Source organism: Caldanaerobius fijiensis DSM 17918, assembly GCF_900129075.1.
GTDB classification, from domain to species: Bacteria; Bacillota; Thermoanaerobacteria; order Thermoanaerobacterales; family Caldanaerobiaceae; genus Caldanaerobius; species Caldanaerobius fijiensis.
Map to the genome: position 1 here is coordinate 18,717 of NZ_FQVH01000011.1, position 16,435 is coordinate 35,151.

Here is a 16,435-nt window from a genome sequence, read left to right on the forward strand (position 1 = left end):
TATTTTTGATATAAATTCTCTTTCTGGAACTTCTCTTTCATATAATTTTTTAAATTATTTTTCCCCATAATATGAATTAATAGCGTCAATTATGCCTTCTGTATCGTGGCTTTCGGGCACTATATCAACCCTATATCCTGATTCCTCAATAGCTCTTCGTGTTACCGGACCTATGGCCACTATATGGACGTCATTTATCAAACTGGTATATTCACCGGCTATTTTTGCGAAATACTCAAACGTAGAAGGACTGGTAAACACCACTATGTCAACTCCTCTCTTAAGTTCCTCTATCAGACGGCTTCTTACCTCATAGTTGGGAACGTTGTTGTACAACGCTATTTTATCCACATAACCTCCATATTGCTCCAATTTTTCTATGAGCTTTTCTCCACCTATATCTGACGTAAATACAGCAATGTATTTACCGAATATCTCTCCTTTCATCATACCAGCCAGCGCATCAGATGTAAATTCCTGAGGGACGATATCAGCGTAAATGTTGATTCCCTTTAGTCTGTCAGCAGTAGATTTGCCTACAGCAGCGATCTTTTTACCATTCAGCTTTCTTATATCAAAACCATATAGGGATATGGCCTCTCTAAAAATTTTAACTGAATTTACGCTGGAAAAGACCATGTAATCGTATTTATCTATACTGGCTATAAAATTTCCTACGGCATCGTAGACAGGCACGACCTTTATGGTTGGACATGAAATCACTTGATAACCGCAATCTTTCAGCTTATCCATCAATTCAACCGACTGCTCGAAAGTCCTGGTCAGCAGTATTCTTTTACCATTACTGGGTCTATACCAGTCAATCTTTCCTCTCAATCTCACCACATCGCCTATCACGATTACAGCAGGATTACTTATGCCTGATTCTTTGACCTTTTGAGATATATCCTTTAACGTACCTATTACCGTTACCTGATCCGGCATGGTACCATTGGATATCACCGCAGCAGGGGTATCTTCACTCTTACCATTTTTTATCAACTCACCGGTTATGTACTCTATATTCTTTATCCCCATGAGGAACACCAGCGTTCCCTCAAGAGCTGCCAGTGCCTTAAAATCTAAAGCGCTTTTCTCTTTCCCGGCTCTCTCGTGACCTGTTATGATGTGCAGCGATGAGCTTAAATCCCTATGGGTGACAGGTATGCCCGCATATGCCGGTACAGCCACTGCAGAGGTCACACCCGGTACCACCTCAAAGGGTATTCCATGCTGGTGCAAAAATAGAGCCTCTTCGCCGCCCCTTCCAAAGACAAAAGGATCTCCTCCTTTTAACCTTGCCACTATCTCATAATTCTTAGCCTTTTCTATCAGTATCCTGTTTATTTCATCTTGTGGTACCTTGTGATGTTCAGGTAATTTGCCAACGTCGATCAGCTCTGCCCCCGCCTTCGCCAATGACAGGATTTCCGAATTTATAAGCCTGTCGTATACCAGCACATCCGCGTTTTTTATAACCCTCTCGGCTTTCTTGGTTATCAAATCGGGGTCACCGGGACCCATCCCTACCAAAAATACCTTACCCATGTTCTCCCTCTTTCTTCTCTCGAGTTAAAAACAATTTCAAATTGATGTACCGCTTACGATCTGCTTGGCCAATTTTATACCTAGAATCTCAGGTTCATCAATTTTGCCCGCTATTTTCCCTTTTTTTAATTTGCCGTCCAACTGGTACATACCTAAAAGTGAAATATCTCCATCGATCACTTCTGCATACGCTCCTATGGGAACCCTGCAGCTTCCGCCCAATTCATTCATAAAAGCCCTTTCAGCTCTTACGCATATCTCTGTTTCCCGATGGTTTAAAAGCCTTATCGTATCATATAGTGGATCACCATCCCTCATTTCCACCGCTATAGCGCCCTGTCCCACCGCTGGAACCATAATATCCACAGAAATATACTGGCTTATTATATTATCCATACCTAACCTTTTTAACCCCGCGGCCGCCAATATAATTGCATCAAGGCCCTGTTCTTTCATCTTTTTCAAACGGGTATCTACATTCCCTCTTAAAGGCACAACTTCAAAGCTGCTGTCCAGATTTTTTAGCTGTGCTGTCCTTCTAAGGCTGCTGGTACCAATTCTTGCACCAGGCCTCAATCCTTTTAATTGATTGTTTGCTCCTCCATGCTCCATCGTGCTGTTAGCAAGTATTTTCTTATCAGCTGACGCATTATTATAAATCAGGGCATCCCGGGGATCTTCTCTTTTTAATACAGCAGCTATGCAAAGCCCATCAGCCAGCTCGGCAGGCATGTCTTTCATGCTGTGTACCGCTATGTCTATCTCTCCATCTAACAGTGCCCTTTCTATCTCTTTGACAAATAGCCCTTTCCCTCCTATTTCGCTTAAAGGCCTGTCCACCCATCTATCTCCACGGGTTGAGATCTTCACAATTTCGCAATCCAGGCTGTTATCAATAGATTTTAAAGCATCTATAACAATTTGCGTCTGAGCCAGTGCCAGGTGGCTGGCCCTACTTCCTATCCTTATTTTCATCACACACCACCATGTTCTTTTATATATTTTATGTGTCTGTTAGCCATCTTGGACGCTACTCGGTGCAATGCAATCTTTATCCGCTCCATATCATCTTCGCTTAGCGACACCTTATTTTTCAATCTATTGTATTCTGCTTCGCAAACTTTCTTTGCAAACTCATCTATTTCCTTTATCGCCGGTACAAGCTCCTGCTGCTTAAACCATCGCACATACCTTTCTACGGCTTCATCTACCATTTGCTCTATATCTTTTATCAATTCGCGCCTTTTCAAGTTGTTTTCATGAGAAACCCCTTTAAGGTCATCAATGGTATAAAGGCTTACTCCTGGCAATTCCGCAATCCTGGGATCTATATCTCTCGGAAGAGCTATATCTATCATACAGATTCTGTTGCCTTTATAAACCTCTTTAAATTTATCGTAATTTACAGTATAATGAGGGGCATCAGTAGCGCTAACTACTATATCACAATTGGCCATAGCATTGTACTTATCTTCATAATTTACCGCTATCACCTGTGGAAACTCCAGCATCAAATCCACAGTCCTCTTATGGGTCCTGTTGGTCACATATATCCTTTGAACCCCTTTTGCTATCAAATTTTTAATCACAATTTTGCCCATTTCCCCGGCACCTATGACAAATACGCTTTTATCAGATATTTTACCCTCAAAGGTCTCTTCAATAAATTTAACAGCTATGTAACTTACAGATAAAGGTATGTCCGCTATCCCTGTTATCGTCCTGGCATTCTTCCCCAAAGCAATTCCATCCAGAAATAGCCTGCTTAACACCTTATGCACCGTACCAGCTCTTTGAGCCTTTTCATAAGCATCCTTTACCTGGCCCAATATCTGTTCTTCTCCCACTACCATAGATTCCAACCCACATGCAACTCTGAATAAATGCCTTATGGCATCTATCCCATTATAGCGATAAATATATCTCTCTATATAACCAGGGTCTACATCAAAGTATCGGCATAAAAAAAAGCTTAAATCTATTTCACCTGATTCAGCATAAGTATAAATCTCCGTCCTGTTACAGGTGGACAATATTACCACTTCATCTATGCTAGCTTCATTTCTTCCTTTTATTTGTATAATTTGTTTAAGAGCATCGTTTATGTTATTTTTGTTAAATGCAACTTTTTCTCTTATGTCTATAGGGGTATTTTGATCAATGCCTATAACCTTTAAATTACTTAATTTCATAATCCCTTCCCCATTTCTTTCATCAACTGTTCTAAGTCTTTTACCACTACAGGATAACTTAAAGGCGGCTTCTCTATCATAATTACATCTATCCCCAGCTCTTCTGCAGCTTTTATCTTTTCAACCACGCCACCTACTTTTCCGCTATCCTTGGTTACAATAACATCAGCCCTGTACTCCTTAAACATAGAGAGGTTGAGCTCATAACCAACAGGTCCTTTGATTGCTATTATGTTATCAGGTTTTAAACCCATATCTTCGCATTTTTTAATAATAGAACTCATAGGTAATACGCGGGCTACCAGTTCCTTTCCCGCTTTTAGAAGTCCTGCAAAATATTCTAAGCCATTGCTCCCAATCGTAAGGAAAATACGCTGATAATTCAGGCACACATCTGCTGCTTCTCGATATCCTTTCACTTCTATTATACCACTGTAATTCCATTGTACGCTCTCTCTTTCATAGCGAATATATTTTATACCGGTATCTGCACAAGCTTCCATAGCATTTCTACTCACATTTACAGCGTAAGGATGTGTGGCATCGACAACTACGTTTATCCCATTATCCCTTATATATTTCTCCATATCGTCTTTATTCAATGCCCCTACGTGGGTATGACCCCCTCTGTACAGACTGCTACCGTATTCCGTGACAGTGCTGACAGTCACGTCGTATCCTTTATTCACCAGGTAATCAGCTACTATTCTACTCTCATAGGTTCCGCCTAAAACCAATATCATAGGCTATAGCCCCTTGGAGTAACGATTTTGCTGTCATAAATATAGGTATCAGATTTCCCTACTATTATAGTTGTCAGCATATCAATAGGATGTAAAAGCATATTCTGCAGATCGGTTATCACCACACTCTGTCCCTCCCTTCCCGCATTTTTCACTATTCCAACAGGGGTAGATGGGCTTTTGTACTTCAACATGATTTGCTGCGCTTTGCCCAGATGCTCCTCTCTTTCTTTGCTTCTCGGATTGAAGATAACTATCACAAAATCGCCTATGCTGGCGTATTCTATGCGTTTTTCTATGATGCTCCAGCTGGTAAGGTGATCAGATAAGCTTATACACGCAAAATCGTTCATCAGAGGTGCTCCTAATAATGATGCAGCTGCATTAAAGGCACTTACACCTGGTATTACCTCAAAACCTAATTCTCCAGGGTTTATTCCTTTTTCTTTGATAACCTCCAGAATAAGTCCTGCCATGCCGTAAATACCAGCATCCCCGCTGCTCACAACGCACACGTTTTTCCCTTCCATTACTTCTTCTATAGCCACCCTGCATCTATCCACTTCCTGCCTCATACCTGAGGATATAATCTCTTTATCTGTCACCATCGGTTTTATAAGTTCAATATACGTCTTATAACCGATTACAACATCACATTCTTTTATGGCTTCTATGGCCTTTATCGTCATATTTCCATAATCCCCTGGACCTATGCCCACTACCTTTATCCAGGCCAAAATCCACACCTCCTCATGGCTTTTTGTACACCGCTAACGTAATGCCATCACCAGAATAATATCCCAGCTCTTTTCCTCCATCGCTAATGATGTAAGCGCACGGCCTTGCTACACTGCCGACGCCCACGGTTTCCCTCACAAACTCAGAAACAGGAAACCTATTTTCTACATCAGCTATCTTTCTCTTCTCCAAAAAACTTATAGGCACAGAAAAATGCTCAGCAGCGCCATAAAGTCCTTTTTCATCCTTTTTCATCTCCCCACTGGCTATCTGCGCTATGCTATGAGGCGATAAAGCCAGTTCTTCAAATGCCCTCTCTATAAAGTCTATTATTTTACCAGAAGGGATACCTCTTTTACAACCTATGCCAATATAGATATCTTTAGGTCTTAAAATCACGTGAGGAAATACGCAGTCCACAACCTTATCTGTGATATATACACACGCCTTTATACCTTCCGGTATCCTGAGTGAACCGTCATCCATATTCACCACAAAAGCACTAGGTGGCAATTTGATATCGTCAGATTTGATCAGTTTAAGCATATTCCCATCACATATAAACGCTATTGGTTCGTCGTTGACTATAGCACTGTTTACAGCAACCAGATCTTTAAAATTATCAATATACAGGCCATGTCGCTTAGCCAGAACATCTACAGCCGTATAACCATTTATATCTGTGGCTGTAGTTATAACCGGTTGTGCTCCTATCACATCTGCTACCTGCCTGGCTAGCTCGTTGGCACCGCCTATATGCCCTGAGAGGAGGCTTATAGCAAAACGGCCTTTTTCATCCATGACCACAACAGCAGGATCTACCCTTTTGTCTTTAACAATACCCGATATGGCCCTTACCACTATTCCCATTGCCATAATGAATACAAAACCATCATATTTTTCAAAAATTCCATGGACAAAATCCCTAAAATCGCCTTTTATGACCATTTCGCCATCCTCAGCAAATTTTTCATTAACATAGATATCGCAATTCAGTTTTTTCCCGAGAATGCGGGCCATCTCACATCCTCCCTTTGTAAGGGCAATAACAGCTAATCTATTTTTTTTGCCGTAAGCCTCTTTACCATTTAAAAAAGTATTTATGCCATCCCTATAACCGTGTGAAAAAGTCTTATCGTAAAGTCGGGAATTTTGAAAAGCGTCGCCCAGAAACCTTCCTACCAGTATCATAGCAGTTTTTTTAATCCCCGCATCTACAACCTTATGAGCAATATCGGATAAAGTACCTTCAATGATCATTTCATCAGGCCATGAAGCTTTATAAACCACCGCTACCGGAGTATCTTCCGGATAACCGGATTTAAGCTGATCCACTACATTATAGATATCATGTACGCTTAAAAATATAGCCATTGTTGCCCCATGTTTCGCCAGTTCTGATAGTTTTTCTCCCGGTGGGACAGGGGTACGCCCCTCTGCTCTCGTTAGTATTACGGTTTGAGCTATTTCGGGAAGCGTAAGTTCCTTTTTCAGCGCTGCTGCTGCAGCAGTAAAGGAGCTTACTCCAGGTATAACCTGATATGCAATACCATAATGATCCAGTAACCTCATCTGCTCTCTTATGGCTCCATATATAGTCGGGTCCCCTGTATGTATCCTGGCTACATCCCATCCTTTCGCATCCGCATCTTTCATCACCTCTATTATCTCCTCAAGGGTCATAGATGAGCTGTCGTATATTTTGGCCTCTGCCCTGGTGTATCTTAAAATCTCAGGATTGACCAGGGAACCAGCATATATTACCACCTAGCACTGACCCATGATTTTTGCAGATTTTATCGTCATAAGTTCAGGATCCCCGGGGCCTGCACCTATAAAATATATCATATATAACCACCGCCTCTTTTTACCTCTTTTTGGCTATTATTAATGAAAGGTAATCAATTTTTCTGCCTGAAAATTGCCCTAAGTCCCTTGTTACAACCTCATCTGGATGTCCACATCTTATAGCCAGACCCGCCTCAAATCCTTTTTCACTTAGTAAGCGTATTATTTCATCGTAATTCCTGGCTACTTTCATCAGTATCACATTATGGTAAGTGGACAGCACTTCTTCTATAACATCAATATCATTGGATGGAATTACCACAAATGGCTGGCTACCCTCTGCTATAGGTATATTTAATCTGGCTGCTGCCGCTGTAAAAGACGTTATACCGGGAATTGTTTCAACCTTATACCCATTCAGATGTTTTAAAATATAGATATATGTGCTGTATATCATGGGATCTCCTATAGTTATAAAAGCTGTATTTTTACCCGAATCCAGAAAGCCCTTTATTATTTCCACATTTTCTTTCCACTTTCTCTGAAGAAGTGAATGATCTTTAGTCATAGGAAAATCTATTAAAACTACTTCTGCCGTTTTTAAATAAGGTTTGACGATTTCCAGAGCAATACTTTCCTGCCCGGTTCCCGATGGTGCTACTACCACATCGATATCAGAAAGTATTTTTACAGCCTTTAATGTAATGAGTTCAGGATCCCCTGGACCTACGCCTATCCCGTAAAATCTCGCCATATAATCACCTCACACCTGTCACTATATAAACAGGGTTTCTAGCCAGCATCATGGTTTTCATTCCCACATCCTTTGATACCGCTATATTGATACTTATCGCATCTGTAATATATCCATGGGTTTTAAAAAAAGTAATTGCCTGATATGTAGATTCTATGGTTATAGAGTCTATAACTACGATTCCATCTGATGTAAGCCTGAGGTCCACTTCATCAAGAATATCCCCTAACCTCTCGCCGCTTCCCCCTATAAAAACTCTGTCGGGATCAGGCAAATCCTGTAATGCTTCCGGTGCATGGCCTTTTATAATCGTGACATTTTCCAGCTCAAATTTTTCCACATTGCACTTTATAAGCTCTACCGCCTCACTGTCTCTTTCCACAGAAAACACCCTGCCATTTCTAGCGCACAAAGCTGCTTCCACAGTTATCGTACCTGTACCTGCACCTATATCCCATACTATACTATTTTCCATAAGTCGAAGTTTCGAAAGCACCACTGCCCTTATCTCCTGCTTGGTCATAGGAATTTGGCCTCTGATAAACATGTCATCGGGAATGCCATGGGTAACATATCTCCATTTCATCTTATCACCACCACATTTATATCAAAATCGCCATCATAATTTACCAGCTCGTCCACAGAAAACTTCCTTATTTTTTCATTACCATAGGACAGATTTTCTCCTACATAGATCTGCCTGTCCCTTATTCCGTTGCCATAGAGTATCTTTGCGATGTATACAGGGTTATGCCTGCAATCAGTTAATACAGCCACTACAGGATAACGGCTTACAGCCTCAATCACATCCTGTTCTCTTCCGTGCAGGCTTATGATCTTGCAGTCGTGCCACGGCATTTGAAGCCGCGAAAACATATACTGCACCGAACTTATACCCGGTACTATATCAATATCTTCGTCAGTATATCTTTTTACCAGCTCCGTAATGCCATATAACCCGGGGTCTCCTGATGCCATTATAACTTTGTGTCCTGGCTGTTTGAGAATAACGCTCCAGTCTGTGTCTGCCTTTATAACATATTTCACGCAATTGATATCCTTAAATTGAGAAAGGACACGGGCACCACCAATCAATATGTCAGCACTTTTTATCCTCTTCATGGCCTCAGGAACTATGTATTCCAATGCGCCTGGACCAACGCCCACAACGCTTATCATACCTGCACCTCCATAGGGCTTCTGGCCAGCAGGCCCCGTTTGAGAGAAAATAAAACCACATCTACCTCTAAGGCCCCGTATGTATATCCCTCACATTTTTCTTTTATCCTATCTGCAACCAATTGCCCGTATTTCTTCAAGTCCAACCCATATCTGTCCAGGACATCTAAAGCATCTTCTGATGTATTGCTATGTAAAAGTTCTTTTATAGCGTCATGTTTTGCCCCAAGATAGGCCGCATAGGCTGTCATAATCTCAGCTCTGGCATCAGCTATCCTGCTATGGGTATTAAATATACCAGCTGATGCTTTTATAAGTTTACCTATGTGTCCTATAAGCAATACCTTCTTAAAACCGTATTCTACCGATTTATCCAGCATAAAGCCAAGATAATTACCATAAGATACGATTATTCTGTCGTCATATCCCATCTTTACCGCATAATCCCGACCATAATTACCTGGTACCAGTACTACCCGGCTATTTCCCTGGCGGCTGATAACAGACAACTCTAAAGCCAGAGACTCCTTCAAAGCCTCCTCAGACATGGGCTCCACAATACCCGTCGTCCCCAATATAGAAAGTCCACCTACGATACCAAGCCTGGGATTGTAAGTTTTTTGTGCTACCTTATCGCCACCTGGTATGCTCAACGTAAGTACGACACCTTTGTCCGGCGGTAAAACCTCTTTTACCTCCTTAAAAATCATCTCCATGGGAACGGGATTTATAGCTGGATTCCCCGGTGCTACTTGTAGACCTGGCTTTGTAACGGTACCAATTCCTTCCCCGGCCCTCACTTCTATACCTTTTTCAGCTCTTTCTGCCATAGCATATACTACAAGGCCATTGGTGACATCAGGATCATCTCCACCATCCTTCTTAATACCACACCTGGCGTAGTTTTTACCTAATGATACATCCAAAACATCCAGGGAAAGCCTCCAGCCTTTTGGGGTATCTATTTCTACCCTATCTATCGCAACACCAGTGTATAGCATAAACGTCGCCGCTTTTGAAGCAGCTGCAGCACAGGATCCTGTGGTGTAGCCATATCTAAGTTTTTTACCATCTTTCAGCAAATAGCGTTCCAATATCAATTGCCCCCTTTTAGTCGCCGATTTTTTATGCCATGTAAAGTAGAGCATTAACTATAGCTGCCGCAATAGTGCTTCCACCTTTTCTACCTTCAATAGTTATATACGGGATGTCCAGCGCTTTTAAGAGTTCCTTGGACTCCGTCGCCCCCACAAATCCCACAGGTACTCCTATAATCAGTTCTGGTCTTGCCTTCCTATTTTTTACCAATTCTACGAGTTGATAAAGCGCCGTGGGGGCATTCCCTATGGCAAACACTCTATTATCAGGTTCCTCTACAGCCTTTATCATAGCAGCCATAGATCGGGTTATACAGTTGTTTTTTGCATAAGATACCACATCTGGATCATCGATATAGCATTTTACATTGCATCCCCATTTATTTAAAGCTTTTTTATTTATACCCGCCGCAACCATTTTTGTATCAGTAACTATGGTAACACCTTTTTTAAAAGCATTGATCCCCGCATCAATAGCATCATGGCTTATTCTGAGCGTCTCTACATAATCAAAATCTGCTGTTGCATGAATAACCCTTTTAAGCACCCATAGCTCTTTACTGCCAAATTTCCCTGCAGGTATATGGGAGTCTATTATTTCAAAACTCTTTCGTTCGATTTCCAAGGGATCACATATAAAATGCATTCCGTTCATTTTATCGCCTCGCTTATCCTGTCCATGAGGATTTCCACCAATCTATCATCATATCCTATGGGTTTTGTCATCCTTATATCCACATGATATTGTTTCATTGCTTTTTCAAATTCCCTTGGTATATCTTCCTGCACATGGTTGCCTTCAAAAAGAAAAAAAGGCACTGTTATGATCCTTTTTATGCCGTCATCAACGATCTTTTTTATGGCTTCATGGATATCAGGATGATTAAACTGCAAAAAAGCTACTACAACACTTCTAAATGAAGACATATTTTTAATTCTATCCGCTATCCTGTATATAACCTCTTCTGTTCCAGCGGCCCTGCTACCATGGGCCAATATCAAAAGAGCTTCTTCATCGTGCATAATAACACCTCAATCCAACCTATGAATTAATATTTTTAATCATTTAAAATCAAAATTGAATTTCTCAATGACAGCATAGCCGTCTACAACGTCAATCACAGAAATGCTCCCATTATCCACCTTAAACCTCCAGAAAGCATCATGGGTGCCACAAACTACGTGTGATAATATTGCCCTTATGGGACCGGCATGGGTTATAACAGCAATATCATGTGACTCATCCTCAGTGATCTTATTAAAGGCATTTACAATCCTTTTATAAAATTCCATAAAACTTTCTCCATCAGGTATTTTATAAGAAAAATCGCTGCACCACCTTTTCCACTCTTCAGGGTATAGCTCTTTAGCCTGTTGCCAGGTCAAACCTTCAAATATGCCAAAATTTTCTTCTAAAAGTCCTTCGGTGACGATTATTGGAATCTGAGCATCAAAAGCGTCAGCGATGATCTTACACCTATTGCTGGGGCTTGTATAGATTTTATCGATATTTACCATGCGTAAATACTCTATGATTTTTGCCGTTTGCTGTTCACCTTTTGAAGTCAACGATGTTTCACTCTGTCCTAGATATACGCCTTTGGCGTTGGCTTCTGTTTGCCCATGCCTTATCAAATATATCTTCATCAGACCACCTCAGGTTTACTGTTTATAATCTTCCGCCCATACACCTTATAATAGTCCGTGATATGGGAATGAACAAAAAAATCCTCAATCCGTTCCATATCCCCTTTGCGTCCATCAACCAACACACCAATGCTCGTACCTGTATGAGCCACAGTTATCCCCGCAGCACCCCGGGCTATAGCACTATCTAAAATAAAATCAATATAAGGCTTAGGCAGTATACGCTGGTTATTTAAAGCACTCATTGTGCTTGCACTGGCCACATCTTCCACAGATCCTTTTTCTATCCCGGAACGCAATAGCCTGTATGCCTCATCCAGTGGATGCCCTGAATGCTTCTTGATTTTGTGAAACTCTATCGTATCCAGTCTATCCCGTCCTTCCAAGACAATCACATACATATCAGGCGCTTTGCCCAGCGGTTCTATAACCGTCCCATTACGGGAGTCAAAGAGAGTTATCTTATCAAATATGGTGCTATCAGTAGGCTCTATACTCACAGCTATGTGCGACAGCTCAGTGCTCTCTAATTGCACCCCAAAAACCGCTGCTACCGCTGTACACACCGCCGCAATATCGGCAGTACTGCTGCCCATACCCTTTCCTACAGGTATATCCGAATGTACCTGTATACTCAATCTATCCAAAACCTCCTTCTTTTCTCCTATAAAATCCAGGGTACGAACAGCGGCCTCTTTTGCCTTTTTAGCCAGGGGATATATAGGCCCATCAACCTCCACGCAGGCATAGGAATACATATCTATAGGGCATGATACTATAAGTTCTTTCCCGCCTATAATTCCTTGTATAAATTCTCCGCAAGAAGCCTGAGACCTTGCAATAATTTTCTTCCCCATAGATTCCACCTACCTTGCCCATAGGAAAATGTACGCATACACAATCAATTCAGTTATCTCGCTTATGCTGCCCAATGTATCTCCTGTCATGCCACCAATCCTCCACTGAATATATGCCGTGATAATAAAACCACTCATGAGGGCTGCAGCGGTCATGAATAGTATATCGGCGTAAGAAACATAGCTGAAAAAAAAGCCTATGATTAAAGCAAAAGCCAGCCCGATAATCATATCCATATATTTCACTTTACCGATAAATAATCCCCCAAGGCCTTTCCCTTCCCTTGCCGATTTTGAAAAAACGAGAGCGGGCAGCATCGCCAGTCTCCCCATTACAGGAGCTATTATCAGAGCCACAGGTATATAGAGAGGGTCTGTATTCGCCAGAAAAAATATCTTCAACAATACCATAAACAGTATGGCAAGAACGCCATTAGTCCCAATACGGCTATCTTTCATGATCTCAAGTATTTTTTCCCTGCTTTTAGCACTGAATAAGCCATCAAATGTATCCGCCAGACCATCTATATGCATTGAACCTGTCAGTACATAGGACATGGCCACAGCTATTATTACAGATATCTCATCAGGCAATTCCATCTGGCTCATATAATAAGTAAAATATAGTGCGAGCCCCAGTATAAAACCGATGATAGGAAAGTATTTGCTTCCTCTGCCGAAGTCATCCTCATCTACTTCAAGGCTTATAGGAATGGGAATACGCGTCATAAATTGGAGCATAAGCACAAATCGTTTAAGTTCCTTCAAAGCATCATCACCTTCTTTCGTCAACCTACTTTATTTTCACTGGAATACCAGCTATCACCATATAGACCTCATCAGCAGCAGCTGCCACCAGCTGATTCATTCTGCCGGCTATATCCCTGAAAATGCGTCCCAACCTGTATTCTGGCACCAACCCCATTCCAACCTCATTAGTGACGAGCACAACGTCAGCTGATGACTTCCTGGCTCCTTCAATGATTCCCATTATTTCTTTTTCAATGCCTTTTTCTACCTCATCAATAACATCCATAGGAACATTATCCCAATCCAGATTTGCATCCATCAATAAATTAGTAATCATTATAGTAACGCAATCCAGCAGCACCGCTTTCTTATCAGTGCCGGCAATAATATCTTTTAGACCTTTATACCCTTCATAGGTGTCCCAGCTGGAGGGCCTTCTTTCTCTATGCCTCCTAACCCTATCTTTCATTTCATCATCAAAGGGTACAGATGTAGCTATATACAATACGCTATCAGTTTTTGACGCCAGCTTTTCCGCAAAAGTACTTTTACCTGAACGAGCACCGCCTGTAATAATTATAAGACGTCCCATTTTCAACCTCCACAATTCCGCCTTTAGCAATTTAATATATATAACACTATATCATGATAAAAAACCGCACCAATAGGAAAAAGAGCAATGAAATCAGCGATGTTATATACATTATCTTTATGGCATCAATGATGTGCTCCGCCTTTATATCCTTTTTGCCTTCCCCCAAAATGGGTTTGTTTTCAGGCCTGCCAAAGTAATAATTTGTCCCACCCAATTTTATTCCAAGAGCACCTGCAACAGCCGCCTCCCCATGAGCGCTATTGGGACTATCGTGCTTTAATCTATCTCGTAACATTATCCTGAAACTGCTTTTACCGTCATATCCCAGCAACCACGCAGCTACAGGTATTAGCATACCTGTTATCCTAGCAGGTATAAAATTTAAAATATCGTCAAGTTTAGCAGAAGCCCATCCGAAATTGATATATTTTTCGTTTTTATATCCCACCATAGAATCCAGCGTGCTGACCGCTTTATAGGCTAAAACCAGAGGTGCGCCCCCTATAACTGCATACATAATAGGAGCTACAATCCCATCATTTATATTTTCCGCCACGGTCTCTATGGCTGCCCTGGCAATATCCTTCTCATCCAATCTATCTGTTTCTCTGCTCACAATCATAGACAGATGCTTTCGGGCAGCATCTATATCTCCATCCTTTAGCGACTTATATACCTTTCTTACCTCCACATCGAGGCTCCTCGTAGCAAGTGCCGTATATATGAGAAAGATACTTACAGCCATTACCGCATATTTCCCGAGGATTGATATCACAAAAAGCAAGGCATATACCACTCCATACGTCAATAGGACCACTGTTACACAGAGAATTATACCCGCTTTTTTTTCTCCTTCAGTTCCTTTATATATACGCCTCAATTTTTCTTCCAGAAATGACACAAATTCTCCTATAATCCTGACAGGATGTGGATACCCCTGCGGATCACCCAAAATAAGATCTAAAATATACGCAATAATGACTTCTATCACCGCAAACTCTCCTTCATAATCTCATACAGTTTACTCATATCCAGGCTTCTCCTCACCACATCTGCAAGCGCATCATATTGATTCTCTTTATAAACTTTATAATCCCAGCAAGCTTCAATGGGTCTAAGTCCTTTTTGCTGCCGTATTATATTTATAAAAGCCCTGGTAAATTCGCTGTTTTCGAAGATACCATGTATATAAGTCCCCAAAACCCTGCCATCATCTGATACCGCTCCATCATAAATTTCTACATCTCTACTAAGTCGCCTATAGATGCGAGCAAAAACCTTTACACCTTCGTCATGCCGCGTATCACCCATGTGTATTTCGTAGCCTTCTATATTAATGCCATTTAAGCTCCTATACATTTCGCAATCACAGCATATCTCCGCCTTTACCTGCGCTGTAACCTTATGCTCCTTTATGGTAGTCCTGACATTTAATAAGCCCAATCCCCTTGACACTGTCATATCGCTTTCTATTTTGCCAGGATCTTCAATAAGCTCTCCTAACATTTGATATCCGCCGCATATGCCAATTACAAATCCTCCCCTTTCTCTATGCTTTACTATCTCCTCTTCCCAACCATTTCGTCTCAACGCATATAGATCGCCAATGGTATTCTTCGTACCAGGTATTATGATGAGATCAGTCTTACCAATAGGCTGCCCTTCATTTACGTACCTCACGTTCACCCCTTCCATATTCTCTAAAGGATCAAAGTCTGTAAAGTTTGAAATATGCGGAAGATGTAATACAGCTACATCAATTACCTCACCGCTGGAATCCTTGCCACTGCTGTATTCAATATCTCGATAAGTAGTCTTCCTGTAAAATCGCTCGGTCGCCCCATCTTCTTCATCTATTTTTATATTAACGTAAGGTACTACGCCGAGGACAGGTCTTTTAATAATCTCCTCAAGCATGACAATACCTGGTTTTAATATTTCTATGTCTCCCCTGAACTTATTGATTATAACTCCTTTTACCCTCTCCTTTTCACTTTCAGCCAGCAGCAACATGGTGCCAGCCAACGAAGCAAACACGCCACCTTTATCGATGTCACCTACCAGCAATACGGGGGCATCGGCGATCTCTGCCATACCCATGTTGACTATATCTCCTTCTCTTAAATTTATTTCAGCGGGGCTACCTGCTCCTTCTATTACGATGATATCGTATTCTTTCTCAAGGCTATGAAACACATCTGCCACAAAATTAGCCAATTCCGGCTTGAATTTCTGATATTCCACTGCCGACATGGTCTTATACACTTTTCCCATGAGTATAACCTGGGATTTGCGATCAGAAGTGGGCTTAAGCAGTATAGGATTCATGCGCACATCTGGCTTTAACCCACATGCTTCTGCCTGAGCTACCTGAGCCCTGCCCATCTCCAATCCATCATCTGTTATATATGAGTTCAATGCCATGTTCTGAGATTTAAAAGGTGCAACTTTATAACCGTCTTGCTTAAATATCCGGCATAAGGCTGTAACTATCAAGCTTTTGCCCACTGACGAAGCAGTTCCCTGCACCATTATCTTCATAGCCAT

18 protein-coding genes and 1 pseudogene are annotated in these 16,435 nt (G+C 41.4%); all 19 read right to left on the bottom strand.

Going from position 1 to position 16,435, the window contains the following annotated elements; genetic code table 11:
• Positions 1-54: 54 nt before the first annotated feature.
• Positions 55-1,548 carry a uroporphyrinogen-III C-methyltransferase gene (gene cobA, locus BUB87_RS06070; protein WP_073342842.1) on the bottom strand — a complete coding sequence of 498 codons (1,494 nt, stop codon included), beginning with the start codon at positions 1,546-1,548 and terminating at the stop codon, positions 55-57.
• Between the two features lie 36 nt (positions 1,549-1,584).
• On the bottom strand, positions 1,585-2,523 hold the full coding sequence (gene hemC / locus BUB87_RS06075; RefSeq protein WP_073342845.1) for a hydroxymethylbilane synthase: 939 nt from the start codon (positions 2,521-2,523) through the stop codon (positions 1,585-1,587).
• A complete protein-coding gene (gene hemA, locus BUB87_RS06080; protein WP_073342848.1) occupies positions 2,523-3,740 on the bottom strand; it encodes a glutamyl-tRNA reductase in 1,218 nt (405 codons plus the stop codon). The genes hemC and hemA overlap by 1 nt, the downstream gene beginning before the upstream one ends.
• Positions 3,737-4,483, bottom strand: coding sequence for a precorrin-6A reductase (gene cobK / locus BUB87_RS06085; protein ID WP_073342850.1), 747 nt, complete (start codon positions 4,481-4,483; stop codon positions 3,737-3,739). Before cobK ends, hemA begins: the two co-directional genes overlap by 4 nt.
• Positions 4,480-5,220: a precorrin-3B C(17)-methyltransferase gene (gene cobJ, locus BUB87_RS06090; protein WP_073342852.1), complete on the bottom strand. Its 741-nt coding sequence runs from the start codon at positions 5,218-5,220 to the stop codon at positions 4,480-4,482. The genes cobK and cobJ overlap by 4 nt, the downstream gene beginning before the upstream one ends.
• A 13-nt stretch (positions 5,221-5,233) precedes the next feature.
• Positions 5,234-6,325, bottom strand: a complete 1,092-nt coding sequence (cbiG, locus tag BUB87_RS06095) for a cobalt-precorrin 5A hydrolase (protein WP_073343018.1) — start codon at positions 6,323-6,325, stop codon at positions 5,234-5,236.
• 18 nt (positions 6,326-6,343) lie between these two features.
• A pseudogene (gene cobM / locus BUB87_RS14685) lies at positions 6,344-7,069 on the bottom strand (precorrin-4 C(11)-methyltransferase); the annotation flags it as partial.
• A gap of 19 nt (positions 7,070-7,088) precedes the next feature.
• The gene (gene cobI / locus BUB87_RS06110; RefSeq protein ID WP_073342856.1) at positions 7,089-7,763 is read right to left on the bottom strand and encodes a precorrin-2 C(20)-methyltransferase; all 675 of its coding nucleotides are present in this window, start codon (positions 7,761-7,763) and stop codon (positions 7,089-7,091) included.
• A gap of 4 nt (positions 7,764-7,767) precedes the next feature.
• Positions 7,768-8,349, bottom strand: a complete 582-nt coding sequence (gene cbiT / locus BUB87_RS06115; RefSeq protein ID WP_073342859.1) for a precorrin-6Y C5,15-methyltransferase (decarboxylating) subunit CbiT — start codon at positions 8,347-8,349, stop codon at positions 7,768-7,770.
• A complete protein-coding gene (cbiE, locus tag BUB87_RS06120; RefSeq protein WP_073342862.1) occupies positions 8,346-8,942 on the bottom strand; it encodes a precorrin-6y C5,15-methyltransferase (decarboxylating) subunit CbiE in 597 nt (198 codons plus the stop codon). The genes cbiT and cbiE overlap by 4 nt, the downstream gene beginning before the upstream one ends.
• Complete coding sequence (gene cbiD, locus BUB87_RS06125; protein WP_073342864.1) at positions 8,939-10,036, bottom strand: cobalt-precorrin-5B (C(1))-methyltransferase CbiD; 1,098 nt, start codon at positions 10,034-10,036, stop codon at positions 8,939-8,941. Before cbiD ends, cbiE begins: the two co-directional genes overlap by 4 nt.
• Before the next feature lie 31 nt (positions 10,037-10,067).
• Entirely contained in the window at positions 10,068-10,694 is a 627-nt protein-coding gene (locus BUB87_RS06130; protein WP_234945974.1) for a precorrin-8X methylmutase, read from the bottom strand.
• Positions 10,691-11,062 (bottom strand): sirohydrochlorin chelatase, encoded by a 372-nt coding sequence (locus tag BUB87_RS06135; protein ID WP_073342867.1) that lies wholly within the window; start codon positions 11,060-11,062, stop codon positions 10,691-10,693. Before BUB87_RS06135 ends, BUB87_RS06130 begins: the two co-directional genes overlap by 4 nt.
• Before the next feature lie 39 nt (positions 11,063-11,101).
• The gene (gene cobC, locus BUB87_RS06140; protein WP_084110961.1) at positions 11,102-11,686 is read right to left on the bottom strand and encodes an alpha-ribazole phosphatase; all 585 of its coding nucleotides are present in this window, start codon (positions 11,684-11,686) and stop codon (positions 11,102-11,104) included.
• The gene (locus tag BUB87_RS06145) at positions 11,686-12,543 is read right to left on the bottom strand and encodes a GHMP family kinase ATP-binding protein (RefSeq protein WP_073342872.1); all 858 of its coding nucleotides are present in this window, start codon (positions 12,541-12,543) and stop codon (positions 11,686-11,688) included. Before BUB87_RS06145 ends, cobC begins: the two co-directional genes overlap by 1 nt.
• Positions 12,544-12,552: 9 nt before the next feature.
• A complete protein-coding gene (cobS, locus tag BUB87_RS06150) occupies positions 12,553-13,311 on the bottom strand; it encodes an adenosylcobinamide-GDP ribazoletransferase (protein ID WP_073343023.1) in 759 nt (252 codons plus the stop codon).
• A gap of 25 nt (positions 13,312-13,336) precedes the next feature.
• Positions 13,337-13,885 (bottom strand): bifunctional adenosylcobinamide kinase/adenosylcobinamide-phosphate guanylyltransferase, encoded by a 549-nt coding sequence (cobU, locus tag BUB87_RS06155; protein WP_073342875.1) that lies wholly within the window; start codon positions 13,883-13,885, stop codon positions 13,337-13,339.
• Between the two features lie 46 nt (positions 13,886-13,931).
• Positions 13,932-14,876 (bottom strand): adenosylcobinamide-phosphate synthase CbiB, encoded by a 945-nt coding sequence (gene cbiB, locus BUB87_RS06160; RefSeq protein ID WP_073343026.1) that lies wholly within the window; start codon positions 14,874-14,876, stop codon positions 13,932-13,934.
• On the bottom strand, positions 14,876-16,435 hold the full coding sequence (locus BUB87_RS06165) for a cobyric acid synthase (protein ID WP_073342877.1): 1,560 nt from the start codon (positions 16,433-16,435) through the stop codon (positions 14,876-14,878). Before BUB87_RS06165 ends, cbiB begins: the two co-directional genes overlap by 1 nt.

Coding starts and splice junctions, on each gene's coding strand:
- cobA (WP_073342842.1), bottom strand. CDS start 1,548: ATGGGTAAGGTATTTTTGGTAGGGATGGGTCCCGGTGACCCCGATTTG.
- hemC (WP_073342845.1), bottom strand. CDS start 2,523: ATGAAAATAAGGATAGGAAGTAGGGCCAGCCACCTGGCACTGGCTCAG.
- hemA (WP_073342848.1), bottom strand. CDS start 3,740: ATGAAATTAAGTAATTTAAAGGTTATAGGCATTGATCAAAATACCCCT.
- cobK (WP_073342850.1), bottom strand. CDS start 4,483: ATGATATTGGTTTTAGGCGGAACCTATGAGAGTAGAATAGTAGCTGAT.
- cobI (WP_073342856.1), bottom strand. CDS start 7,763: ATGGCGAGATTTTACGGGATAGGCGTAGGTCCAGGGGATCCTGAACTC.
- cbiT (WP_073342859.1), bottom strand. CDS start 8,349: ATGAAATGGAGATATGTTACCCATGGCATTCCCGATGACATGTTTATC.
- cbiE (WP_073342862.1), bottom strand. CDS start 8,942: ATGATAAGCGTTGTGGGCGTTGGTCCAGGCGCATTGGAATACATAGTT.
- BUB87_RS06130 (WP_234945974.1), bottom strand. CDS start 10,694: ATGAACGGAATGCATTTTATATGTGATCCCTTGGAAATCGAACGAAAG.
- BUB87_RS06135 (WP_073342867.1), bottom strand. CDS start 11,062: ATGCACGATGAAGAAGCTCTTTTGATATTGGCCCATGGTAGCAGGGCC.
- cobC (WP_084110961.1), bottom strand. CDS start 11,686: ATGAAGATATATTTGATAAGGCATGGGCAAACAGAAGCCAACGCCAAA.
- BUB87_RS06145 (WP_073342872.1), bottom strand. CDS start 12,543: ATGGGGAAGAAAATTATTGCAAGGTCTCAGGCTTCTTGCGGAGAATTT.
- cobU (WP_073342875.1), bottom strand. CDS start 13,885: ATGGGACGTCTTATAATTATTACAGGCGGTGCTCGTTCAGGTAAAAGT.
- BUB87_RS06165 (WP_073342877.1), bottom strand. CDS start 16,435: ATGGCTATGAAGATAATGGTGCAGGGAACTGCTTCGTCAGTGGGCAAA.